Annotated in this window: 19 protein-coding genes; 8 read left to right on the forward strand and 11 right to left on the reverse strand. The window is 49.9% G+C overall.

Features of this window, described 5'->3' with window-relative positions; all coding sequences use genetic code 11:
- The first annotated feature begins 44 nt into the window (after positions 1-44).
- The 4 genes from lpxK to J7619_RS04080 are packed head-to-tail and all read left to right on the forward strand — an operon-like array spanning position 45 to position 6,637.
- On the forward strand, positions 45-1,082 hold the full coding sequence (gene lpxK, locus J7619_RS04065; protein WP_291194413.1) for a tetraacyldisaccharide 4'-kinase: 1,038 nt from the start codon (positions 45-47) through the stop codon (positions 1,080-1,082).
- Between the two features lie 24 nt (positions 1,083-1,106).
- Entirely contained in the window at positions 1,107-3,092 is a 1,986-nt protein-coding gene (locus tag J7619_RS04070) for a putative porin (RefSeq protein WP_291194416.1), read from the forward strand.
- Positions 3,093-3,113: 21 nt separating this feature from the next.
- Positions 3,114-3,710, forward strand: a complete 597-nt coding sequence (locus J7619_RS04075; protein ID WP_291194419.1) for a tRNA-(ms[2]io[6]A)-hydroxylase — start codon at positions 3,114-3,116, stop codon at positions 3,708-3,710.
- 20 nt (positions 3,711-3,730) lie between these two features.
- On the forward strand, positions 3,731-6,637 hold the full coding sequence (locus J7619_RS04080) for a PD-(D/E)XK nuclease family protein (protein ID WP_291194422.1): 2,907 nt from the start codon (positions 3,731-3,733) through the stop codon (positions 6,635-6,637).
- A 300-nt stretch (positions 6,638-6,937) separates the two neighbouring features.
- Here J7619_RS04080 and J7619_RS04085 read toward each other — a convergent pair whose 3' ends face one another.
- The 5 genes from J7619_RS04085 to J7619_RS04105 all read right to left on the reverse strand — a co-directional run bounded on the left by J7619_RS04085 (position 6,938) and on the right by J7619_RS04105 (position 13,244).
- A complete protein-coding gene (locus J7619_RS04085; protein WP_291194425.1) occupies positions 6,938-7,417 on the reverse strand; it encodes a hypothetical protein in 480 nt (159 codons plus the stop codon).
- Between the two features lie 120 nt (positions 7,418-7,537).
- A complete protein-coding gene (locus J7619_RS04090; protein WP_291194428.1) occupies positions 7,538-8,491 on the reverse strand; it encodes a threonine/serine dehydratase in 954 nt (317 codons plus the stop codon).
- A gap of 96 nt (positions 8,492-8,587) precedes the next feature.
- Positions 8,588-9,475 (reverse strand): OmpA family protein, encoded by an 888-nt coding sequence (locus J7619_RS04095; protein WP_291194431.1) that lies wholly within the window; start codon positions 9,473-9,475, stop codon positions 8,588-8,590.
- 196 nt (positions 9,476-9,671) lie between these two features.
- A complete protein-coding gene (locus J7619_RS04100; RefSeq protein WP_291194435.1) occupies positions 9,672-10,421 on the reverse strand; it encodes a GLPGLI family protein in 750 nt (249 codons plus the stop codon).
- Positions 10,422-10,439: 18 nt separating this feature from the next.
- Positions 10,440-13,244, reverse strand: coding sequence for an outer membrane beta-barrel family protein (locus tag J7619_RS04105; protein WP_310589797.1), 2,805 nt, complete (start codon positions 13,242-13,244; stop codon positions 10,440-10,442).
- A 281-nt stretch (positions 13,245-13,525) separates the two neighbouring features.
- On the opposite strand from J7619_RS04105, the gene J7619_RS04110 reads away from it, so the two are divergent.
- Positions 13,526-14,041, forward strand: a complete 516-nt coding sequence (locus J7619_RS04110; RefSeq protein ID WP_291194438.1) for a metallophosphoesterase — start codon at positions 13,526-13,528, stop codon at positions 14,039-14,041.
- A gap of 164 nt (positions 14,042-14,205) precedes the next feature.
- Here the strand turns inward: J7619_RS04110 and J7619_RS04115 are convergent, their stop codons facing one another.
- From J7619_RS04115 to J7619_RS04125, 3 genes are read right to left on the reverse strand one after another with little or no spacing between them, the layout of a single operon-like run.
- Positions 14,206-15,429, reverse strand: a complete 1,224-nt coding sequence (locus tag J7619_RS04115; RefSeq protein WP_291194441.1) for a M20/M25/M40 family metallo-hydrolase — start codon at positions 15,427-15,429, stop codon at positions 14,206-14,208.
- Complete coding sequence (locus J7619_RS04120; protein WP_291194444.1) at positions 15,430-15,741, reverse strand: MerR family transcriptional regulator; 312 nt, start codon at positions 15,739-15,741, stop codon at positions 15,430-15,432.
- A 40-nt stretch (positions 15,742-15,781) separates the two neighbouring features.
- A complete protein-coding gene (locus J7619_RS04125) occupies positions 15,782-16,210 on the reverse strand; it encodes an SRPBCC domain-containing protein (RefSeq protein ID WP_291194447.1) in 429 nt (142 codons plus the stop codon).
- A 180-nt stretch (positions 16,211-16,390) separates the two neighbouring features.
- Between J7619_RS04125 and J7619_RS04130 the strand changes: the two genes are divergently transcribed.
- Positions 16,391-17,542, forward strand: coding sequence for an acyltransferase (locus J7619_RS04130; RefSeq protein ID WP_291194449.1), 1,152 nt, complete (start codon positions 16,391-16,393; stop codon positions 17,540-17,542).
- A 1-nt stretch (position 17,543) separates the two neighbouring features.
- Here J7619_RS04130 and J7619_RS04135 read toward each other — a convergent pair whose 3' ends face one another.
- Positions 17,544-18,659, reverse strand: coding sequence for an alpha/beta hydrolase (locus J7619_RS04135; protein WP_291194452.1), 1,116 nt, complete (start codon positions 18,657-18,659; stop codon positions 17,544-17,546).
- Positions 18,660-18,807: 148 nt separating this feature from the next.
- The gene (locus J7619_RS04140; protein WP_291194455.1) at positions 18,808-19,011 is read right to left on the reverse strand and encodes a hypothetical protein; all 204 of its coding nucleotides are present in this window, start codon (positions 19,009-19,011) and stop codon (positions 18,808-18,810) included.
- 140 nt (positions 19,012-19,151) lie between these two features.
- On the opposite strand from J7619_RS04140, the gene J7619_RS04145 reads away from it, so the two are divergent.
- Positions 19,152-19,325: a hypothetical protein gene (locus J7619_RS04145; protein WP_291194458.1), complete on the forward strand. Its 174-nt coding sequence runs from the start codon at positions 19,152-19,154 to the stop codon at positions 19,323-19,325.
- A gap of 3 nt (positions 19,326-19,328) precedes the next feature.
- Here J7619_RS04145 and J7619_RS04150 read toward each other — a convergent pair whose 3' ends face one another.
- The gene (locus tag J7619_RS04150; protein WP_019940883.1) at positions 19,329-19,793 is read right to left on the reverse strand and encodes a response regulator; all 465 of its coding nucleotides are present in this window, start codon (positions 19,791-19,793) and stop codon (positions 19,329-19,331) included.
- Positions 19,794-20,180: 387 nt separating this feature from the next.
- Between J7619_RS04150 and J7619_RS04155 the strand changes: the two genes are divergently transcribed.
- Positions 20,181-22,466, forward strand: a complete 2,286-nt coding sequence (locus J7619_RS04155) for an Rv1355c family protein (RefSeq protein WP_291194463.1) — start codon at positions 20,181-20,183, stop codon at positions 22,464-22,466.
- Positions 22,467-22,468: the final 2 nt, after the last annotated feature.

Here is a 22,468-nt window from a genome sequence, read left to right on the forward strand (position 1 = left end):
AAGGGGCACAATATTAGACAAAATTTACGTAATTATGCACCAGGATGAAAGAGCTGCCCTGGATAAAAAATGCGTTGCTACCCCTCTCGTGGATCTATGGTGCTGTCACAGACGTACGTAACCTTCTGTTCGATCGCGGTATTCTGCACTCCGAAAAAGTACTACAAAAAGTGATCGTGGTTGGCAATCTCACTGTCGGCGGAACAGGCAAGACACCGGTCATCGAATACCTCACGCGTTTACTCTCGAAACAAATACCGCTCGCGATACTCAGCCGTGGCTACGGACGCGATACCCGGGGCTTTTTGGAAGCCGGCGCCACGTCCACGGCGGCAACGATCGGCGACGAACCATTTCAGTTTTATACCAAATTCGACAGGGAAGCAGTCATAGCCGTTTGCGAAAAACGGGTGGAAGGCGCGTTGAAAATACATGAAAAGCACCCGGACATCAGGTTGCTGCTGCTCGATGACGCATTCCAGCACCGCGCCATTCAACGGGACATCAATATACTGCTCAACGATTACAACCGGCCCTTTTACAAAGACCACCCCTTCCCTGCCGGCCGGTTGCGAGAACGCCGTCACGGCGCAATGCGAGCCGATGCGGTAGTCGTCACCAAATGCCCGGCGACACTCGGGATTGCGGAAAAAGAAGTTATTAAAGAAAACATACGCCGCTACGCCCATACCGATGTCCCTATTTTCTTTGCCAGCACACGCTACGACCACCCGATCTCGTACGAGAGCCTGCCCGTTGAGTTAAAGAATGTTAAAATGGCGGCCGGAATCGCAAATCCGCAGCCATTCGCCGCATATTTGACCACCCGGTTCAGCGTTACAGACCAAAAGGTTTTTCCGGATCACCATAATTACACGCCAAGTGACGTCGAAGACCTTATTAAGAACCTAAAAAACGATACTTTTGTGGTCACGACTGAAAAGGATATGGTCAAATTAAAACCGTTGGTTGTCGCAAAAGGCTACGCAGCACGCTTCGCGTACGTTCCGGTTTCCGTGGATTTCGGGAACGACGAACAGGCTTTCGCACAATGGGTCACATCACAGACCGACCGGTTTTAAAAACGGCAGAACGAGTTTCCCTCTATGAGAATTGTTTTATATAGCTTCCTGTGTGTTTTATGCAGCTTCATCCTAACCATCCCGACAGCCAGCGGCCAGGTGAAGCTTCCGGGCAATATCCGGATGCCGAGCGGTGGCGGAGGAGGTGGTGGTTCGCGCGGGGGCGGAGGACAAGCCATTCTCGACGATAGCACCAAGAACGTCTACGGCCCGCATTCAACCCTGCACTTTTACGAGCATGATATTCTCAACAACCGCGATTCGGTACGGTATCGCGTGGATACGGGTTTAACCAACTTCCACCGCTGGATGCCGATGGACAAGGCCTGGGGCAAACTGGTCGACCTGGGTAATAATGTTACGGCTACGCGCAACCTGTTTTTCCAGCCCCGTGAGGACATTGGTACGCAGCTGGGCCTGCGCGTGTACGATGCGTACGCGATCAAACAGGAAGATGTCGCTTATGTGGATACCAAATCGCAGCATACCGAACTGGATTTCATGTCGGGGCCGAAGAAGACCTCGTTGGGGACATTTGCCTATACCCAAAACGTGCATTCGCGGTTCAACTTCGGGATACGGGCTACGCGTCTGACCTCCAATAAAATATATGGTTTTGCCAATTCCATCTCCTCCGCGGCATTGCTTGGCCGGAACTGGACTTTCCTGGCGCATACCAGCTTCTTTTCCAAAAACAAAAAGTACCTCATCCTGGCGCATTACCGGCATTTGAACATGAAGGTAGCCGAACAGGGCGGCGTAATACCGAATGTCGACGAGGCCGGTGTCGTCGACAAATATTCCTACGATGGCGCTGCCAGAATCAGCGACAATGCCAATTCCTGGGAGCGGCGCCATGTTTTCCATGTGTACCAGCAGTACCGGCTGCTCAATGGGTTCCAGGTTTTCCAACAAGCCGATTTCCAGAGTACCATCGACCATTATACCGACCTGCAACTGGCGCGCGGACTGGAAAAAGGGATCTACCCGGCGACCAGGTTTGATTCTACCCAAACTCGTCAGGACATTTATTACAAGCTCCTCGATAACAAAGTCGGGATCAAAGGTTTTTACGAAGGGTTCAACTACCGGGCCTATGTGCGGCAGCGATTTTACGGTATGCGCGGCGGGGCGCAATCGAAAAACGAAACGGGCGACCCTTATGCGACTTACCGCACGGGCCTTAAATTCGACAATATTATCGGCGCGTGGCTGGGTTATTACCTGAAAGATTCCGTACAATACCTGACGGCCGAAGCCGATCTGAACCTCGCCAAAAATGTGGAATACCGCTTGAAAGGCGAGCTGAATACCCGCTGGGGAAAAGCCGGGTTCCAGAGTATCCAAACGGCGCCCGATCTGCTGGTACAACGCTACCTGAATAACCATTTCGACTGGCGGAACAACTTCGACCCTACCAAGGTCCAGACGATCTTCGCATCCCTCGTGTTGAAGACGAAGAAAATCGAGTTCGTGCCCGAAGCGCAGATACACCAGATCAACGACTACATTTACTACGACACAGCGGCTGTGCCCCGGCAGCTCAATGCCGGTTTCAGGTTACTGCGGCTGGGCTTCAATTCCGGCATTCATTTGAATCGCTGGAATTTCACTACAATGGGCTACCTTACCCTGAACGACAACAAGGACGTAATGCGGATCCCTACGGTTTTCGCAAGCGGCGAAGTCACTTTCGATTTTGTGTATGCCAAAGTGCTTTTCATCCAGCTCGGCCTCGCGGCACGCTACCGGTCGTCGTACCTGGCCGACGCGTATATGCCTATCACACAACAATTTCATTTACAAGACAATACGAGGCTTGCCGGAAATGCGGTGGTAGACGGTTTTGCCAATGTGCGGATCAAACGGGTAAGGTTATTCTTTAAAATGTCTTATCTTAACCAGGGCGGCAACTTCGGCCTCTTCCCGAAGGGTTATTATGTGACACCCGATTACCTGGGCCTGGCAAGGTCATTTTCATTCGGGATCAACTGGCCGATGTTCGACTAGCTGAACAAACTTTTGACCAATATGGCTACATCACTCACAACACTCGGACTGGAACTTCCGACCGATCCCCGCTGGACCGACATTGCCTCCATGCAGATCGGCGATGTTCTGATAGATCACGCCTATTGTGAGCAAAAGGCCGCTTCCAGCTGCATTTCGCTCATTGTACATTATCCTGACAAAGCCTTATTGGTTGAAACCCTCACGCCGATTGTGGCCGAAGAATGGGGTCATTTTCAAAGAGTTTTGAAGGAATTAAAGAAAAGAAATATTCCGCTCGGCCGCCAACGCAAAGACGAATACGTGAACCAGCTCATGCAACTGGTGACCAAAGGAGATGCCAACAAGATGTTCCTCGACCGGCTGCTTATTTGCGGATTGATCGAGGCCCGGAGCTGCGAGCGCTTCAAGCTGCTTTCGGAAAACCTGGATGACGAATCGCTGCAAAAGTTCTATCGTGAGTTGATGATCTCCGAAGCGGGACATTACCGCACATTTCTCGAACTGGCCGAAACTTACATCCCTGCCGAGAAAGTAAGGACGCGCTGGAAAGAACTTCTGCATGCCGAAGCCGAAATCATGCAATCGCTCTCACCACGCGGCGACCGCATTCACTGACATTTACATCCGCATTCCCGATGCCATCATTCCTGAACCTCGTCGCCAAACGGATCCTGGCCAACCATCCCTCGCTCGACCACGTGCAAATAGTGGTACCGACGCGGCGGGCTGCATTTTTTCTCATGCAGGAACTGGCAGGCGAAACGACCGAGGCGATAATGAGCCCCGGCATTATGGCGATCGACGATTTTGTGGAAAGCATTTGCAGCCTTGAAATCGAGGACCCGGTACACCTACTCTTCGATTTGTACGAAACTTTCCGGGAAATAGACCCCGATGTGCAGTTCGACCGCTTCATGGGTTGGGCTTCGGTATTGCTGAGCGACCTCGACAAAATTGACCAATACCTCGTCAAAACTGATTTTCTCTTTGAATACCTCTCCGAGGCACACGCGCTCGCACGCTGGCAGGAAAGCCTGCCGGAGGGCAAAGCGCTGCAAGGCGAAGGCGGCTCCAAACAGTATTTCTCCCTTTTTGAGAATATCAATAAGGTATACCAATCGTTCAGGCAAAAATTGATCGCCAAAGGCAAGGCGTACCGTGGCATGGCGTACCGCGAGCTGGCCGAGGACATTGGCAGCCTCACGACAGCACGTCCGGAAGACGAACGGATTTATTTTGCGGGTTTCAATGCATTAACCACGTCGGAACGAACGATCGTCACGGCTTTGATCAAAGCTAAAAAGGCCGAGGTGCTCTGGGATTCCGACCGCTATTATATGTCGGAGAATACCGTGGTAGAAGCCGGCAAAAGCCTCCGCGAGTACCAGCGTAGCAAGGAATTCGGAGAATGGAACTGGACCGGCGACGACCTGCTTTCAACGGAAAAGCACATTACCATTTACGATGTGCCTAATGCGACCTTGCAAACGAAAGTCGCGGGCGAGCTTTACCAGCATATGAAGCGGTTCGATCCGGACGACGCTCCCATCCCGACCGCCATCGTCCTCGCCGATGAAAACCTGCTCCTTCCGATGCTGTATTCGCTGGATCGGGAGGTACGCGACCTGAACGTAACCATGGGCCTTTCCATGCGGAATTCTCTGCTTTACACGTTGGTGGATGGCATTTTTGAATTGCAGCAGAATGTGGTGGAGTTCCGGACCAGGAGCGGAAAAATGGTCCGTATCCCGAAATTCGGGCACAAATCCATTGACAAAATCCTTAATCACCCGTTTATACGGCATTACGAGCACGTTGCGCTCACACCACTCGAAGATGGGCAGACCATCATCCAGCGGACGCTCCGCGAGATCACCGAAAGCAATCAGGTATTTCTGAGCTCCGAGGAACTGATCACACTGGGCGATCAGCACCCATTGTTCCAGATCCTCTTCACGCATTGGCAAAAAAACAATGCACAACAGGTGATCCGCTCGTTTTACCAGCTGATCGAGCTGTTACGGGAAGTTTACAAGGACTACAAGAACGCGCTGGAAACCGAATATCTTTATCTTTTTTATACACTACTTAAACAATTCGAGCAGACGATTGAAGAGCGGGCGGAGCTGATCACATTGCGGACGCTCAAATCGTTCATGTTTGAGCTCATCCGGCAAACGCGCATCCCTTTCAGCGGCGAGCCAATCAGCAACCTGCAAATCATGGGGATGCTCGAAACCCGCGCGCTGGACTTCAAGCGGATCATTATATTGTCCGTCAATGAAGGCATTATTCCGCAAGCGAAGCGGCAGAATTCGCTGATTCCCTTCGATGCGGCGCAGGCCGTAGGATTACCCACGCACCAGCACCAGGAAGCGGTGATGTCCTACCATTTCTACCGGTTGCTGCAACGGGCTTCGGAAGTACACATTCTATATACCAGCACAAACGACGTTCCGGGCGGAGGCGAAAAAAGCCGGTTCGTCAGGCAAATCGAATACGAACTGGCCGAATACAATCCACTGATCCGCATTGAGAATAAAACGGTTGTTTTCGAGGCACGGCAGCAGCAGGAGCTGGAAGAAGTAGTGCATAAAGACGACGCGCTGATAGCCGCCATTCGTGCCTATCTGGATGGTAAGGGCATTTATCCGACGCACCTCAACGAGTTTATCCGCTGCTCCATGCAGTTTTATCTCAAACATATTGCCGGAGTTAAGGAAAAAGAGGAAGTGGAGGAAGAGCTCGGCATGGACAAGATCGGTACCTGGCTGCACGCATCGCTGGAACGTCTCGATCATGAGTTCTTCCTGCTCGACAACGACCCGTCGGAAGAGCAGATCACGACCGTGCTCCGCGAGGAGTTCGACCGGCTTTTCAAAGGCTACGTAACCGATTTAGGCCTCAACCGAATTTACTACCAGATCGGCGAGCAGCAGATATTAACCTTCCTTCGCCATCATATGGCGCAAAAACCGCGAAGGAAAATTCTCGCGGCCGAGCAGCCGTTGCACACCCGTATCCAGCTCGTGTTGCAAGGTGCATACACACCCGTGCGCGTGGGCGGGAAGATCGACCGCATCGAATTGGCGGAAGACGGTACATTGTATGTGATGGATTACAAAACCGGCAGCGTGGAGTTAACGGGCAAACAAAAACTCGCCGATCCGGCAGGCCGTGAGGAAGTTATCCGTTTCGATCCCGACCGCAAAATGGGTTACGTACGCCAGCTCTGGATTTACGAATACCTGATGTACCGCCGTATGAAGGAAGAAAATGGCCTGAAACTGCGCGGTACGACATATAATTTCGGCGAGCACGCCGTCAAATCGGGCTTTTACTCATTCCGCGACCCTAAAAATCTCATAGCCAATCCACTGGAAATCACCGAGCAACTGGCACCGCAGGAATTCATTGAAAAATCGGAAGTGATATTGACGGATATCCTCAACGTAATGCTCGATCCCGACGTCCCGTTCCGCAAAACTGACGATCTGACTACCTGCAAATTCTGCGACTTCACCGGCATCTGCGGGCGGTAATTTGCCGCTTGAAAAATACCCGTACAGCGTTACAACCATTGCCCGGACAAAGCGATCTTTTTTAAAAAAATCGTTTACGGTATGATCGTTGTAGCTAAATTAACCCTCTTCATTGTCTGGCTAATGGCCTTTTTCGTCACCTGCCTCATTGTAGGCATTACGTTTCCGGTGATTGTCCTGTTCGACAGGTTTCAAATGCACTTCAAAGAAGTATCCTTATAATACCAAATCGAAATGCCTCTCAAAAAATAAAGGCGGGTGAGTGATCTCATCCGCCTTTTTGCTGCATTTGCAATAAGCTTATTTCTTCTTGAATTCCAGGTAAACTTCTTCGTCCGGCGCACCGCTGCTGGCTTCCGACGATTTCAGGGTGATGTTGATCTGCTGAACCCCGCTTCCGTTCACGATCCGGCTCGCTATGCCACTGAGCCTTACATTCAAGGCTTCATTAGTACTTTGGGCTACATTTACTTTCTCATTCACCTCGAAATTGTCCTGCGCGGTGGTTTTCACCGCTACCAGCGGATAGTCCTGCGTAAGCGTGATGGTCGTACCTGACACAGTGACCTTCGTCGCTTTGGTGTATTTGATGTTCAATTGGTTTTTCGCTTCGGTGGTGATGTCCCATTTATAATTGCTGGTGATCCCTCCCTCCACGGTGGTGGTTTCATAAACTCCTACAAAGCTCGTTGCATAATCCGTTTCCGGCTCAGGGTCTTTCTTGTCATCCTTGCAAGCGCCCATCAGAACTACCAGACAGCAAAAAATCAGCTTTTTCATACTTCAATTTTAAGAGTAAACAATTTTCAAATATAAACACGCATCCTAAATTTCCTACTATAACGGCACCACCCCGGGATACGCATATCGGGGCAATAATTTTATTCATTTCAAATTGCTTCAAAACGGCAATCGCCCCAGATCGACATTCCCACCTGAGATGATGATCCCGACCTTCTTCCCTTCAAAAACGGCCTTGTTCTTCAAAACAGCGGCTGTGGATACCGCCCCGGAAGGCTCAACCACGATTTTCATCCGCTCCCACAAATAGCGCATTGTCTGAACGATCTCCTCATCGGAAACCGTAAAAATGTCCGTCACCTCCGTTTTGATGATCGGGAAAGTCTTGTCGCCCAGGTACGTGAGCAGGCCGTCGGCGATGGTATTTACATATGGCGCCTTTTCGATCTTGTCGCTTCTGAAAGACAACACCGCGTCCGCTGCCCCCTCCGGCTCGCCCGCGTATACCTTCGTATGCGGGGAAAAATATTTGGCCGACAGCGCGGTACCGCTCAGCAAGCCGCCCCCTCCCACCGGCGCCACAATGGCATCCAGTGTTACAGCTGCATCCTCGATCAGCTCCTTGGCAGCGGTGGCTTGTCCCGCGATCACTTCGTAGTTATTGAAGGGATGTATAAAAGTTGCACCCGTGCGCATGACGATCTCATCGACCGTTCCTTGCCGCTCTTCCGGTGTGTTTTTACAAAAAGTAATGGTAGCCCCATAACCTTCTACTGCCGCTATTTTCACCTTCGGCGAATTTTCGGGCATCACGATGTAGCACCTTGCCCCTACCTTTTGCGCGGAGAATGCGATGGCCTGCGCATGGTTGCCCGACGAATGCGTAATAACGCCATTTGCCAGCTGTTCAGCCGATAGCGAAAGCACGGCATTAAGCCCACCCCTCGCTTTAAACGCACCGATCTTTTGCAGGTTTTCGCATTTGAAATACAATTCTGCCCCCGACAGGTCATTCAGGAACTCTGAGGTAAAAACAGGAGTGTGATGGATGTAAGGTTTGACGAGCGCGTGCGCCGTCTCAATGATTGCTCTGGTAGGTACAGTCCCTGTCATATGGGTGTATATTATGAAAATTGTTCCTGCAATAAAAAGAAAAAGGGTCCGTCATGTTACCGACGGACCCTCATCTCAAAAATTTATCAGTTTACCTTATTTACCAGCATTAGGCGTGTAAAGGTTGAAGAACTGATCCAATTTCGGTGTAATGATGATCTCCGTACGACGGTTCAGGCTGCGGTTTGGCGCTGAATCGTTAGCCACTTTGGGGAGATATTCTCCACGGCCACCAGCGATCATACGAACCGGCTCAACACCGTATTTCTTTTGCAGCGTACGTGCAACAGCCGTTGCGCGCAATACTGAAAGATCCCAGTTGTCGGCCACTTTATCAGTTGAGATAGGCACATTATCCGTGTGACCTTCGATCAGGATTTCGATTTCTTTGTAGTCGTTCAGGATTTTCGCCACTTTGCTCAATACGTTGTCAGCTGCGGAGTTGATAACCGAGCTTCCGGATTTGAACAACATTTTGTCTGACAGTGAAACGTAAACCACACCTTTTTTCACTTCGATCTGAACGTCCTCGTCACTTACATCAGCCAATGAACGTTTCAGGTTTAATACCAGCGCCATGTTCAAAGAATCTTTGTGCTGGATGCTCTTGTTGAGGTCGCGAATCTGTGCACCTTGCTGGTCCATCATCGCGAGTGACTTCTTGATGCTTTCCGAACCTTCTTTCGAGATTACCGAAAGGTCCGACATACGGTCAAGAAGGTTGTTGTTATTCTTTTTAAGGAATTCAACCTGTTCTTCCAGCTCTTTCATCTTCGCGTTTTTGCTGGTCAGTTCGTCATTTTTTGCCTTCAAATCATTATTCAAGCTAGCAGTTCTGCTATCACAATCATTCAGGTCGGCTCTTGCTTTGTCCAGTTGGATTTGGATCTCATTGGCTTGCTTCTGTGCGGAAAGCAATTTTTTCTTGCTGGCACATGAGCCCAGTACAAAGAGCATAGCAACGGCTAAAAGCGTTTGTTTCATAATCGTCTAGGGTTGTTAAAAATAGATAAACACTGTTAAGTAAAACATTTGGTAACTACACTGATCGCTATCAATAATCGAGCCACAGACACTAAAAGTCGCCGCCCGGGGTGCTTTCAAAACGCGAAAGTACAAAAAAAGGGAACAATGTCGTACCGACACTTTCCCTTTTTCGCAATGTAATATAGTATTTTACCTAATAAGGCATCGCCCAGAATGGTGCGCGGCGTGCTTTGATACTATCCTGAATGTGGGCCGAAACCAACGCTCCGTATTGCTTATCGTTAATTTTCCGCCCTTTTAGCTTCTTCGGAAGACTAATATCCTCTGCCGCAACCGGTTTCATTTTAATGTCGATGGCCGTTACGACCATATCCCCGTCGTTGACATCCAGTTCGAGAATCATACCGGGCAAACCTGAATAAAGCTCGGGCCCGCCCGATACCGGAAGGTCGTTGGCAAACCAGGCCGCGATCTTCTGGCCTTTCAGGGTATCTTCCGTCACCGCCATCATGCACATATGCCCCGCAATCTCCTTGATCTTGTTCATCACTTTCCAGGTGGGCTTTCTCAAAGAATCTTCCACAATGTAAGTTTTACCCAGCATTCCGATGACGTCTGTCTTCGTCTCCTTTTCAAAGTCCCGGTAAATTTTGTAATCCCGCTCCGACCACGACCAGCCGTGTTCATTCTCGACTACCTTGGGGTAAGTATAACAACTCTGCTTTTCATTAAAATACAAGGTCATTTTCGATTTGCTTTCGTCGTCCTTTCCCCACGTCTGTTCTATCCGTCCTTTTTCTTCGTTACTCAGGAATGTCAGCCGCGAATAAATAGCCGTCCACCGCATTACTTTCTCGTAGGTAATCTCCCCTTCCAGTTGCTGTGCAAATAATGGCGCCGAGGTAATCGCCATCATGAATATCCATATTCTGATTGTTCTCATGACTTGGTTTATAACTAATTAATAGAATCCTGTGCGTTTTACGGAAGCCGTCATGCCTCGCATGTTATAGGTAAAGCTCAGCATGAAATACCGCGACAATGTGGCTACACGACGTTCAGAATAGTAGTTCTGGTTCGCATTCTGAGTGATACCCAGGTTTCTTTTGAATACGTCGTTAGCAGTGAACCGGATTTCGCCTTTTTTGTTTTTCAGGATCAATTTGTAAACTGAAAGGGTCAAAATCGGCACCTGCTGGTTGAAACCGAACTGGTCATTTTTATAAGTCCGGTAATTGAGGCGGCCGTTGAAATAGATTTCCTTCGGCATCTTGATATTCATGTCGGCATTATAGGTCGCATTGAAGATCTTCTGGTTCTGACTGGTGTTGATCGAATACTTTGTATCGCTAATATTCCAGTTTGCATTGGTATAAAGCGTAAATACATCGCTCGGCGTCAAATCCAGTCGCGCACCGAAGTTATACCCATCGGTTTTTGTCTCGTTTTTGACATTGTTAATATAAGTCAGGTTATTACTGAAATTAATACCTGTGTTCACACCAAATGTCGCTTTCGTCTTCTTCAACGGGAACCCAAACCCGATATAGCTACCATAGTTGTTCCCTCCGCTGATGTTCATCGGCTTGGTGGTTGTTACCAGGTCGGCGTTGATCGTCCGGTTATACACGATCTGATCCTCGTTATAATTGTAGAATGCATTGATATACAAGTTGGTGAAGCTCGCCGGGTTGAACATGTTAAAACCAGTATATACGTTGTGCGTCGTCTGCGGGATCAGGTCCGGGTTACCTTCCACGATGTAGAGCGGGTTACTGTTATCCACAATCGGTTGCAGGTCGGTGATCGACGGCTCGCGCACGTTCAGGCCATATTCCGCATAGAGGTACTTATTGTTTTTGAGGCTGTAATTCAATGAAACGTTCGGCACCAGTTTTTTGAATGTCCGGTCGACGCGGGTCATATTCTGCTGCGACTCATCCAGTGCGAATTTACCCTTCAGGTCGAACTGCACGCCTGCAATCCCCAATGCGAGGTTAAGCCCCTTGTGCGAATAGCGCACGCTCGTTCCCAGACGATTAAAAGTAAAGTCGTTGGTGTAATAGCGCGTCAGAAACGGGTTTACTTTATTATCCGTCCCCTCTACATCGAAAACATTCCGGTCGACTTTGTCCTTCCGCATGCTGTAATTGTAGAAGGTTTCCCAGAAAAACTTCTTGGCGAAAGGCTCCACATACGACAAGCTGCCTTTGAAATTCCCGCGGGTACTTTCGGTTTGCTGCAACTGGTTGATGACGCTGTTCTTGGTAGAATCCTGCAAGAACAGGTTCACCGAGTTCTGGCGACGGTCTTCATCCGAGTTATTGATATTATAACCTACGCTGGCCGCAAAATTCCGTCCCTTCTTTTTGAATTTGTGACGGTACAGCAGCAAATTGGCCATCGCGAACGAGTTGTAATCGCTCAGGTTGTTCACGTCCGACCGGTTGGTCAGCATGCCTTCGTTGCGGTAAGACTTCGTTTCACTCGAATACTCATTGTCCCCGCCGTTAATCCGCGAGTTGCTGATCAGGATAAGCGTGTTGAGCGAGTCGATATTGTGCTCGAAACGGAATGCCGGGCGGTGGTTGCCGGTAAATCCGAGCGTTTTGTTTTTACCGGCCGTCAGGTAGGAAGTGTTGTCTGTCAGGAAGTTTTCCGAGCTGGTCTGCACGTCCGTAACCGCGCGTGTCGAGTTATAAAAGTAGCTGGTACTCAGCTTCGTTTTCTTGGTATCGAAGTTATAGTTGGCGCCGCCAGCCCAGTTTTTGGTAAAACCCTCGGAACCCTGTCCGCCCCAGTTTGGCTGGATCGTAATATCGTCGCCGCCGTAGTAGCGGCCGCTGCTGAACCCGAAATCGCCGTCGTCGCCCCAGTTGAACGACTGACTCCCTTTGAAATCCTGGTAATCGTTCCGCGCGATACCCGACTGGTTGGTATTGTTTCCAAACCCGAGCACGGCAAACTGCTGCTTTTCATCGAAACGGTTGTAGCTCACCTTGCCTTCGAGCCGGGAATCGGTTCCTACACCTGCAACCGCCTTACCGAAGCCGCCTTTTTTGTGGCTGTCCTTCAATTCCAGGTTCATGGTTTTTTCACGCTTGCCATCGTCCACACCGGTAGCCTTAGCCTGTTCCGTTTTACCATTAAAAACCTGCACTTTATTGATCGCCTCGGCGGGGAGGTTCTTGGTGGCCATCTTCGGATCGTCGCCGAAAAAACGCTTACCGTCTACCGTTACACGTTTGATCTCTTCTCCTTGCGCTCGGATATTCCCGTCGCCATCCACCTGCACGCCCGGAAGCTTGCGCAGGAGATCTTCCACCGAAGAGCCTGGCGGCACTTTAAATGCCTTGGCATCAAACTCCACCGTATCGCCCCGGATGCTCAATGGGGCCCGGGCAGTTTTGATCACCACCTCGTACAATTCTTTTTGCAAAACTTTCATTTTCGCTTTGCCAATATCCACAACATCCTGATTCTTAGGATCTATTATTTCCTGATAAGGTACATATCCCACATAGGATACTTTGAAGATGTACGTGGCGCGTTTGAGGTTCTTCATTTCGAACGAGCCGTCTTTGGCGGTCCTTCCGAAGTTGACAAGCGAAGAGTCTTTGGGTAACAGCAACATGATCGTTGCTTCAGGTAATATCGTCCCGGAAGTGTCGGTGACGGTTCCTTTTAACGTAAATCGCCCTCCGGTCTGCGCGTGCGCAGCGAGCATGGGAAGGCATAACCATAACAGAAGTAGGATTTTTTTCAAGGCTAGTTTTTGGTGGTTATGTGAGTAGGGATTGTAACTGGGGTTTTACATTTTCTGCAAGTATATGGAATGGAAGTCAAGTTTACAACTAAAAATATAGTTACTCCTTGATTTTATAAAGAATTGAGAAATATTTAACTTTTATTAAGAATAACAACTGTGAAAGTACTCTTTTTGGTATATATAAGTTACTTTAATTCGATAAATTTTTTGTTAAATTATCCCCAGCTGGATTTCATTGACCATATTTGCCCTCTAGTTGTTATTGTTTTAGTGTTGAAATGAAAAGTATCGGAGTAATATCGGACACACACGGCTACCTGGATGAACGCGTTTTCGATCATTTTGCCAATTGTGACGAAATATGGCATGCAGGCGATATAGGCTCGACGGAGATTGTGAGCCAGTTACAGGCATTTAAGCCAACCCGCATTGTTTTTGGAAATATCGATACCCCACAGGTGCGCGCGCTCACGTACGAGAACCTGCATTTTGAAGTGGAAGGCTTCCGGGTGTGGATCACACACATCGGCGGGGCGCCTCCGCGTTACAACCCGCAGGTAATGCCGACGTTGAAGTCGAATACCCCGGATATTTTCGTCTGCGGCCACTCCCATATCCTCCGGGTGATCCGCGATAAGTCTTTGAATAATATGCTGTATATCAACCCCGGAGCTGCGGGGCGTGAAGGATTTCACAAGTTTCGCACGCTGCTTCGTTTCAACCTGCACGAAGGGCTGATCAGCCAGATGGAGGCGATTGAACTGGGGAAGCGGGGGGCAATATTGAATGATTGAATGAGTGAATGAGTGAATGGGTGAATGGGTGAATGGTTTAGAAATTTGATGCCTGACTCCCAAGTTCTGGCTCAATGACGATCTATTCAAGATTCACTCATTCAAAATTCACTCATTCACTCATTCAAAACGTCACTCATTCAAAACGTCACTCATTCACTCATTCAAAACGTCACCTTCACAACCTTCGTCTCGCTCCCTCGCAACAATTCCGCTTCCACGGTCTGCCCTTTTTCGTGTTTCCCGAGGATTTCCATGTAGTCGTAAATCGTGCCGATCGGCTCGCCGGCTAGCTTGGTGATAATGTCGCCGGCCAGTATGCCCGCCTTTTCGGCCGGCCGTGCCTTCGATACACCGTCGATCTTCAAACCTTTGCCGGTATAGCTGTAATCCGGCATGACGCCGAGTGTCACCTTGAAATTACTGGTGGTGTTTCCCGAATGCGGGTTACCGGCCGTCAGGAACTCCGGTTCGGCAGTTTCTTTGTCCAGCCCTTCCAGTAATTCCGAAATTAATGTAAGTATGCCGGCCTCGCCTTCGTAATTGATTTTGTCGGGATCGTCCGATATTTTGTGGTAATCGCCGTGGCCACCGGTAAAGAACTGTACCACCGGGATGTTTTTCAAGTAAAAGGAAGTATGGTCCGACGCCCCTACCCCCGACGAATCCACGGTATATTTCAGGTTCTGACGTTTGGCCAGGTCCGGGATCAGTTTGCCCCAAACTTTGCTCGTACCCCAGCCCGACACAATAATGCCCTTCTGCGCATCGAGCCGGCCAATCATATCCATATTAATCATCGCCGAGAAAGTATTCAGCGGAAGTGTCGGCTTTTCAACATAATGCTTCGAGCCAAGAAGCCCCAACTCCTCCCCTGAAAATGCGATAAACAGATAGTTATGCTTTTCTTTCACATTGTTCCCTGCGAAATACCGGGCCAGTTCCAGCACGCCGGCTGTTCCGGAAGCATTGTCGTCGGCCCCATTATGGATTTTATTCTTGCTGTCGGGCGAGAGTGAACTGCCTTGAAACCCTTTGCCCAAATGGTCGTAATGCGCCCCTATCACGATGGTTTTAGCAGCACCGTTGTCCAGCAATCCCGCCACATTCCGGCCGGTCAGGTCGTGGGCCTCGCCATCGATGCCCATTGAAACTTCAAAAGGCTGAAAATACCCTTTTGTCCCCGCGGGCCTCAAACCGATTTCCCTGAAAGCCGAGGCAATATAGTTGGCTGCACGTACCTCCCCCAAGCTGGCCGTCCCACGCCCTTCGAGGTCGTCGGAAGCGAGGTATTCAATGTGCTTACGGATCGGCGCAGTGGGAAACCGCTGGGCGAAAGTTTGCGAAGCGCAGGCAAGCGCGAGTATGGCTGAGAGCAGGTGTTGCATTTAAAGTACCTCCTGAATATCCGTCAAAAATTTCCTTACCCGCAAGAGGCGCTGGATCAGCAGCTGGGCTTCTTCCTTACGGCGCAACTGCTCGCGCGTGCCCTTGATCGTGCGCCCCTGCTTGTCGCGCTGGTGCATGATCTTGCGGATAATCTCGATGTCGCGCTCGGTATAACGCCTGCGGTTGCGCGAATCGCGTTTGGGGTTGAGCTGCGGGAATTTCTTTTCCCAGAAGCGCAGGGCGGAAGGCTCGCAGCCCACCATTTCAGCAACCTCGTTGGTGTCGTAGTATAATTTGGTATTGGGTTCCATAGGTTCAAAGCGGTTATTACAAAGATAATCGTGCCCGCTGTTAAACCCGGTTTTCCGACAAATTTTTGATTTTTTCGAGGGCTGTCCCCGCAAACGCTTCCGAGGACGCATAATAATCCTTCCCGTCCGGCAACACCGAAAAATCACCTATTTCCAGTTCCAGGAGCGTCCCATTCCCTTCCTCCGCCAGCCGGTAACGGTAGCCAATGTCGTAATGCGAGGGCGGTTGCTCCCATTTCGACACGTAGAGCGAGAAAACGAGCAGCTTGTTGGGCTCGTATACCGTCACGGTAAGTCGCGTCATTCCCGACCAATCGATCACTTTTCCGTATTCGAGATAGTAGTCTTCGAAGTCATTCGGCAGGTCGTCCCACTGCCGGATATACTTGGGTGCGATCAATACTTCCCACACCTTCGCCGCAGGTGCTTCAATGGTAATTTTCTTGCTGACAGTAAGCTCCTGTGCCATAAAATGCTATTTTATTCCCCATTTTTTGTTCACCCAAAAAGTGTGCCGTATCAGAAGTACCGATATTTACATGTTGTGAAGGAAAAACACTTTTTACTATCTTTCCCGCTGACACGGTATGACTAATTTCGGTGTCAAAGTATTCAATAACGAACAAATAACTCATCAATTCTCATCGGAATGGGACAGGAACAAGGCCCGGGCCGCGTCACTCGTGAATCCAAATTAGACAGCATTCAGGTTTTGAGGGGCGTTGCTGCATTGTACGTCACGATTTATCATTTAAAAGACGTCATCCCCGGCGAAGCACCGTTTCGGAAAGAAATTGATTTCGTCGCAGGATCCGGCCCGGCAGGGGTAAGCCTCTTTTTTGTGATCAGCGGTTTCATCATGGTGTACATCACCCGCAATACTATGCCGTCGGGGCGAAACATTTTTCGCTTTACCGCCAAGCGCCTCATCCGCATCTGGCCCGCTTACGCCGTTATTACGCTGGGGTATTGTCTGCTCCACAGCCGCATTGCGCCCAATCCCCAATGGCCGTCCGAACTTTTGCGAAGCCTGCTCTTCATTCCTTTATCCAATACACCCGCACCTTTTTACGGCTATGCCACGCTCAATGTAGGATGGAGCCTCAACTACGAGATCTATTTCTATCTGTTAATAGCCGTTTCGATGTTTTTTTCGCGCCTCCGTTGGTACGCGTTCTTTCTGATGATCGCCGTTACGCTGGTGGGTATCCCGACCTACTACGGAGCCTTCACTTTAAAGGCGGATAAAATGCAGGATTTGGGAGCCCCTTACCTCAATATGATCACCAATCCGATCATCTGGAACTTCGTGTGCGGTGTTTTTCTCGGCCTGGCCTATTACCACGATGCGCTGCATGAGCGGCTCCGCACATTGTTTTCTATCAAAATGGTAGCGCCTACCGCCCTCTGCCTGGCCGTATGGCAATTTCTTTCAGGCTTCCTGGGCGGGTTCGGTCCGCTGGAATGGGGCCTGGGCTCTACCCTGGTTTTTGCGGCGTTCGTCTTTCATTACCAGGAGCGCATTCCGAAGTTCCCGTCATGGCTGGTCCGTTTAGGAGATATGTCGTTCTCCATTTACCTTCTGCACGTTCCCGTCGTTGTGGGATTAGGTTTTCTGTTTCGTAAGCTGGGGTTCCCGGTATACGGCGAAGGAACTGCCATGTTCTTGTTATCGCTGGCTCTCACACTCATCGCATCGCACCTTTCGTACGAGTACATCGAAGTAAAACTGACGTCCTACCTGAGCCGCTGGCTTCGCGAAGGCAAAAGGCTGCCCGTGAAGGAGCACGCCAGCAGCTAGGTTAATGGAGCCTTGTATCCTCCACGGTTTTATAGCCGTTGTTGGTGATCTGCCGCGGGTTCTGTGACCAAAGCCGCTTCATGAAAGCGGCATACCGCCCCACCACATATTCTTCCGGGTAGCTGAGATGATGCCCTTCCAGGTTTTCGAAGTTCAGCTCAAACGGTATTTTGAATTTCCTCAATTGGTCCGAAGCAACTTTCGCACCTACCATTCCCGGATAAGTAGGGCACGAAAGAAAAGTTCCGCCATAATACGGCAATACATTATCCCCTATCCGCTGGAAAAAGACCGTCGGCATGGCATTCGACGCGTTGATAAACTCGCTTCTGAAAATGCCGTAACCCATCTGTGTGAGCAATGCCCGCACCCGGAAAGGACTGTCCTCCGCCAGGGGGTCGAGACGGCCTAATGCCTTGGTAATACCTGGCGCAAGCGCTTCGAAATCCGCCTCATTCATATATACCAATGCAGTGACTGTAATGGCACCCGCGCTGCTGCCCGCCAGCATGATCTGCCGCGTATCGATGCCGAACTCCTCCGCACGATCCACGAAGTAATGGAGCGCGGAATAGGTGTCCTGCACCGCCCGGTACACGGCACGCACCGCTTCCTGGCTATTGCTTCCGCAGGCGAAAGATTGGCTCGCCCCCGTGAACCCGAGGCGATAGTTGATCGACGCCGCGGCATAACCGCGTTGTGCAAGCCCGCGGGCTAACCCCATTTCGTTGTCCAAATCCCCGAAAATGAATGCGCCTTCGTGGACCATGAGCACAAAAGGCCGGTATTGTAAAGTATCGTTATTAGGAGCGACAAATTTGTAGTTCAATACCGTGGCTTTTCCACGGTAATCGGCCGCGGTATCAAAAACACCTTCGCTTGTCTTAAGGTTGATGTCGGTAAAAATCTTATCTGCGCCAAAGCGGGCTGTATTTGCAAGGGAAGAACCGGGATTCTTGGCCGGGATCGTGTCGACAATCACGGTATCGGGCTTGTTAGGCACCGTCGTATCATTCCCGCCGTCTATCGGTCCCGGATCCGAGGCCGGGTAACGGCAGCTTGCAATCATCCCGATCAGTATAACCAGACCATACGTCCAGTAAAGTTGCTTCAACATTTTTAGGGTAAATAAATTCTGGTACGGGTTCTGGTAGCACAAAAACGGCCGGTTTATGAATACCGGCCGTCCCTACGCCATCCGGGCAATCCGTACACGAAAATACGCTGTTTTCGCTTCAAATGTGTCCACTCCTTCTGCGATTGACTTAATTATTTATGTTTTTTCTGATAGTACTCGAATCCTTGCTGGTATCCTGTTCTGCCTGGTGGTAGAAATACCCCTCTGTTTTGTTCTTTTTGGCTACACCCTCTTTCTCCGCATTACCCGCCTGCATGCGCTTCCCGCACGAGATCACGAACAGGAACAGGACGATCCCGGAAATGATGCCAACAGCTATGCTCTTTTTCATGATTGATACCTGTTTAGTTTGTTGATTTCAAAAACAGGCCATTTACAAAAAAGATACCAGCACCAGCCGGCTAACAAAGGTCTACAATGCTTCTGGTACGGTTTTTACAAAGCACTGGAATTCACCCACTATATGAAGGCATGGATATCATCATCTTTCTAAAAGCAATCGGCAACCTTCTCTTTGCGGCGATACTGTTGCTGGCGGTAGCGTTCTCATCCGCATTTTCGGTATTGACATACATGTTCCGCGGGTCCCGGCTATCGGTGGCCGGAATCAAAAGCCTTGTCAGGAAAAAACATAACCCGCGCTAGCGCCTACGACAGCAGGTTTTGCCGGAGCAGGAATTCCAGCTGGCCATTGACGTCGATCAGCTTTTCGATCAGCTCCTTGTTTTCTTCCCGAAGGTGGAAAATCTCGTACGCATTCTTGATGATAATACGGAGCTGCTGCTCGTCCCAGGGCTTGTTGAGGTAGTAGTAGATGTGCCCCTTATTCACGGCGTCGATCACCGCGGTAATGTCGGTATAGCCCGTGAGCAGGATACGCACCGGGTCGGAGTAATCTTTTAACACTTCGATCAGAAAGTCCACACCCGTCATTTCCGGCATGCGCTGATCGGTAATGATCACGTGCACGACGTTGTGTTTCAAAAGTTCGAGACCTTCCCTTCCCGAAGTCGCAATTAAAATGTTGAAGTCTCTTCTGAAAGCGGCCTTGAATGAGTTGAGATTGTTGATTTCATCATCTACATACAGTACGCTTATTTTTCCTTTTTCCATTCTGAATACCTGGTGCTTGACGGGGCACGAAGCTCTCCCACCCCGAACTAATTGATAATATTATAATATTAATTCTATATTCGCATCAACAGCCACAGCACTTTCGACAAATTTTTACACGATGCATAGGCGCAAGCTTCTGCTAATAAGGGAATTTTACGGGCTAACGTCCAAATATTTTACCCCCCATTGAACCAGAGGTTAGTTTTACAAAAATAAATTCAGCAATTTGTGTAATTATTGAAGCGAGTAAAAATGCGTGAATATACGAGATTCAGGGTATGCGATAGCCGGTCCGGTGAATTTAATACGAAGATCGGCACAATTTTGTGATTTGTTAAATCCGGCCACGGCCCATTGAAGGACAGGCTTCACAATTATTCTAAAATGCACCATAACATAGAAATCAACTATATCTACAAACCGGTTTTCATCTCCAAAGAGCGCCACGCAGATAAAACAAGTTTCCTCTCCTTCATTGAAGATTATCGCGACAAAACCATACTGGATTTATTTGCTTCCCAGAAACAAGAACTCATTCGGATAAGGCATCCCAAAAAACGGCTCAATGCCGCGGAAACAGAGCAAAAGTACCGCGAATGGGCCGAAGGCAAAGATGTCGAAACCGAAGGTGTGTGGGTTTACTATCCATGGTCGGAACGGCTCCTGCACCTGGTCGATGAAGCCGAATTCGTCGAACTCAGGACCAGCCGTAACCAATATAAAATCACACCGGACGAACAGCTACACCTTTCCAAACGGTCAATAGGCATTATCGGGCTATCCGTGGGCCACTCCGTCGCACTGAGCATTGCCACCGAACGTGCGTGCGGCAAACTGAAACTGGCTGATTTCGACACAATTGAACTTAGTAACCTCAACCGTATACGTACAGGGTTGCACAACATCGGTGTCAACAAATGCATCGTGACCGCCCGCGAGATCGCCGAGATCGACCCTTTCCTTGACATCGAATGCTTCCCCGACGGTATTACCAGGGAAAACCTGGATGGTTTTCTGCTCGATGGCGGCAAACTCGATATCCTCGTCGACGAATGCGACGACATCGCGCTGAAAATAAGTGCGCGGATCCGCGCGGCGCAGCTCGGCATTCCGGTGGTGATGGAAACCAGCGACCGCGGAATGCTCGACGTCGAGCGGTTTGACACCGAGCCGGAGCGGCCGATCTTCCACGGCTATTTGCAAGGGCTTCCATTGGACAAATTCGAACATATTTCCGAAGAAGACAGGCTTCCGCTCGTGCTCCGGATCGTGAATGCAATCAACGGCTCCAAAAGAGGCAAAGTATCACTCGTCGAAATCGGGCAAAGCATCGGTACCTGGCCACAGCTTGCCAGTGCCGTGACGCTCGGAGGTGGGGTCGTAACCGACGTATGCCGGCGCATCCTGCTCAACCAGTTTCATGAATCGGGCAGGTATTACATTGACCTGGAAGAACTCGTCGGCGATAAATCGGAGAAGCCTCAGGGATTTCTCAGGCATAACCCGCATGCTCCTTTCGACTTCACGGAAGCCGTTCGTATAGCTGATTCGTTACCTCTGAAACAGACCGAAAGCATTCCCGAAAATGTGTTGGCCGACATTGTGAATGCGGCCTGCCAGGCGCCTTCTACCGGAAACGACCAGCCCTGGAAATGGCTTTATCACCACGGAAGGCTATTCCTTTTCCACGACCGATTCCGTTCGTTTTCTTTCGGCGATTTCGACCAGATCGCTTCCAACATTTCCTTCGGAGCTTCTTACGAGAATATACTGCTGAAAGCCCACGAGGCCGGCCTTGGTGTGAAAGCCGAAACTTTTCCGCTGGGTGAAGACTCACCACTCATTGCAGCAATTGATTTTCAACGCAAAGACGCGCATGACGCTGAGCCGGTATACGCTCCCGAGGCTGTCGGCGCGATTTACGAACGTTGTACGAACCGTAACCCATCGACTCCGATAGAAATCCCGGAAGCTGTTGTCCGACAATTGAAGGATGCCGCCCAGAGCGTCACCGGGGCGGAATTCCATTTTTTTTCCGACAAGCAGAATATCATGGCCATTGGGGAAATCATCGGCGAATGCGACCGCGTTCGTCTGCTGAACCCGGAAGGGCATTACGATTTTGTACATCGCGAAATGAAATGGACCCCTGCGGAAGCTGAATTGTCCAGAGATGGGATCGATGTGCGCACGCTTGGGCTCAACAATGCGCAGATAGCCGCGCTTTCGATCATCCGCGACCGGGAAATTTCCCAGACATTAAAAGGTGTGCAGGGAGGCGGCGCATTGGTGGATGCGGCACTCAGATCGGTCAGTACAGCCTCCGCATTAGGCATGATCACCATGCCCAAATACAGTTACAAGGACTTTTTCCTGGGCGGAATGGCCATGCAACGCCTCTGGCTTCAGGCCGAACAATTGCAATTTGCGATCCATCCATTAATTTCCCCGTTTTATTTGTTCCCCCGCATTACCAAGGGCAACAATGCAGGCCTTGACGAAGCCGAGGCAGCGAGATTACGTACATTAAGAAAGAGATTCATGGAACTTGTCCCGTTTGGAGAGGAAGTAGCGGAAGTTTTCTTGTTTAAGATTGCAAAAGCGGAAAAGCCCGGAATCAAAAGTTACCGATTGCCATTAAACGAAACACTATTTATTGTAAACCCATAACA

Source organism: Dyadobacter sp., from assembly GCF_017744695.1.
Classification (GTDB): domain Bacteria; phylum Bacteroidota; class Bacteroidia; order Cytophagales; family Spirosomataceae; genus Dyadobacter.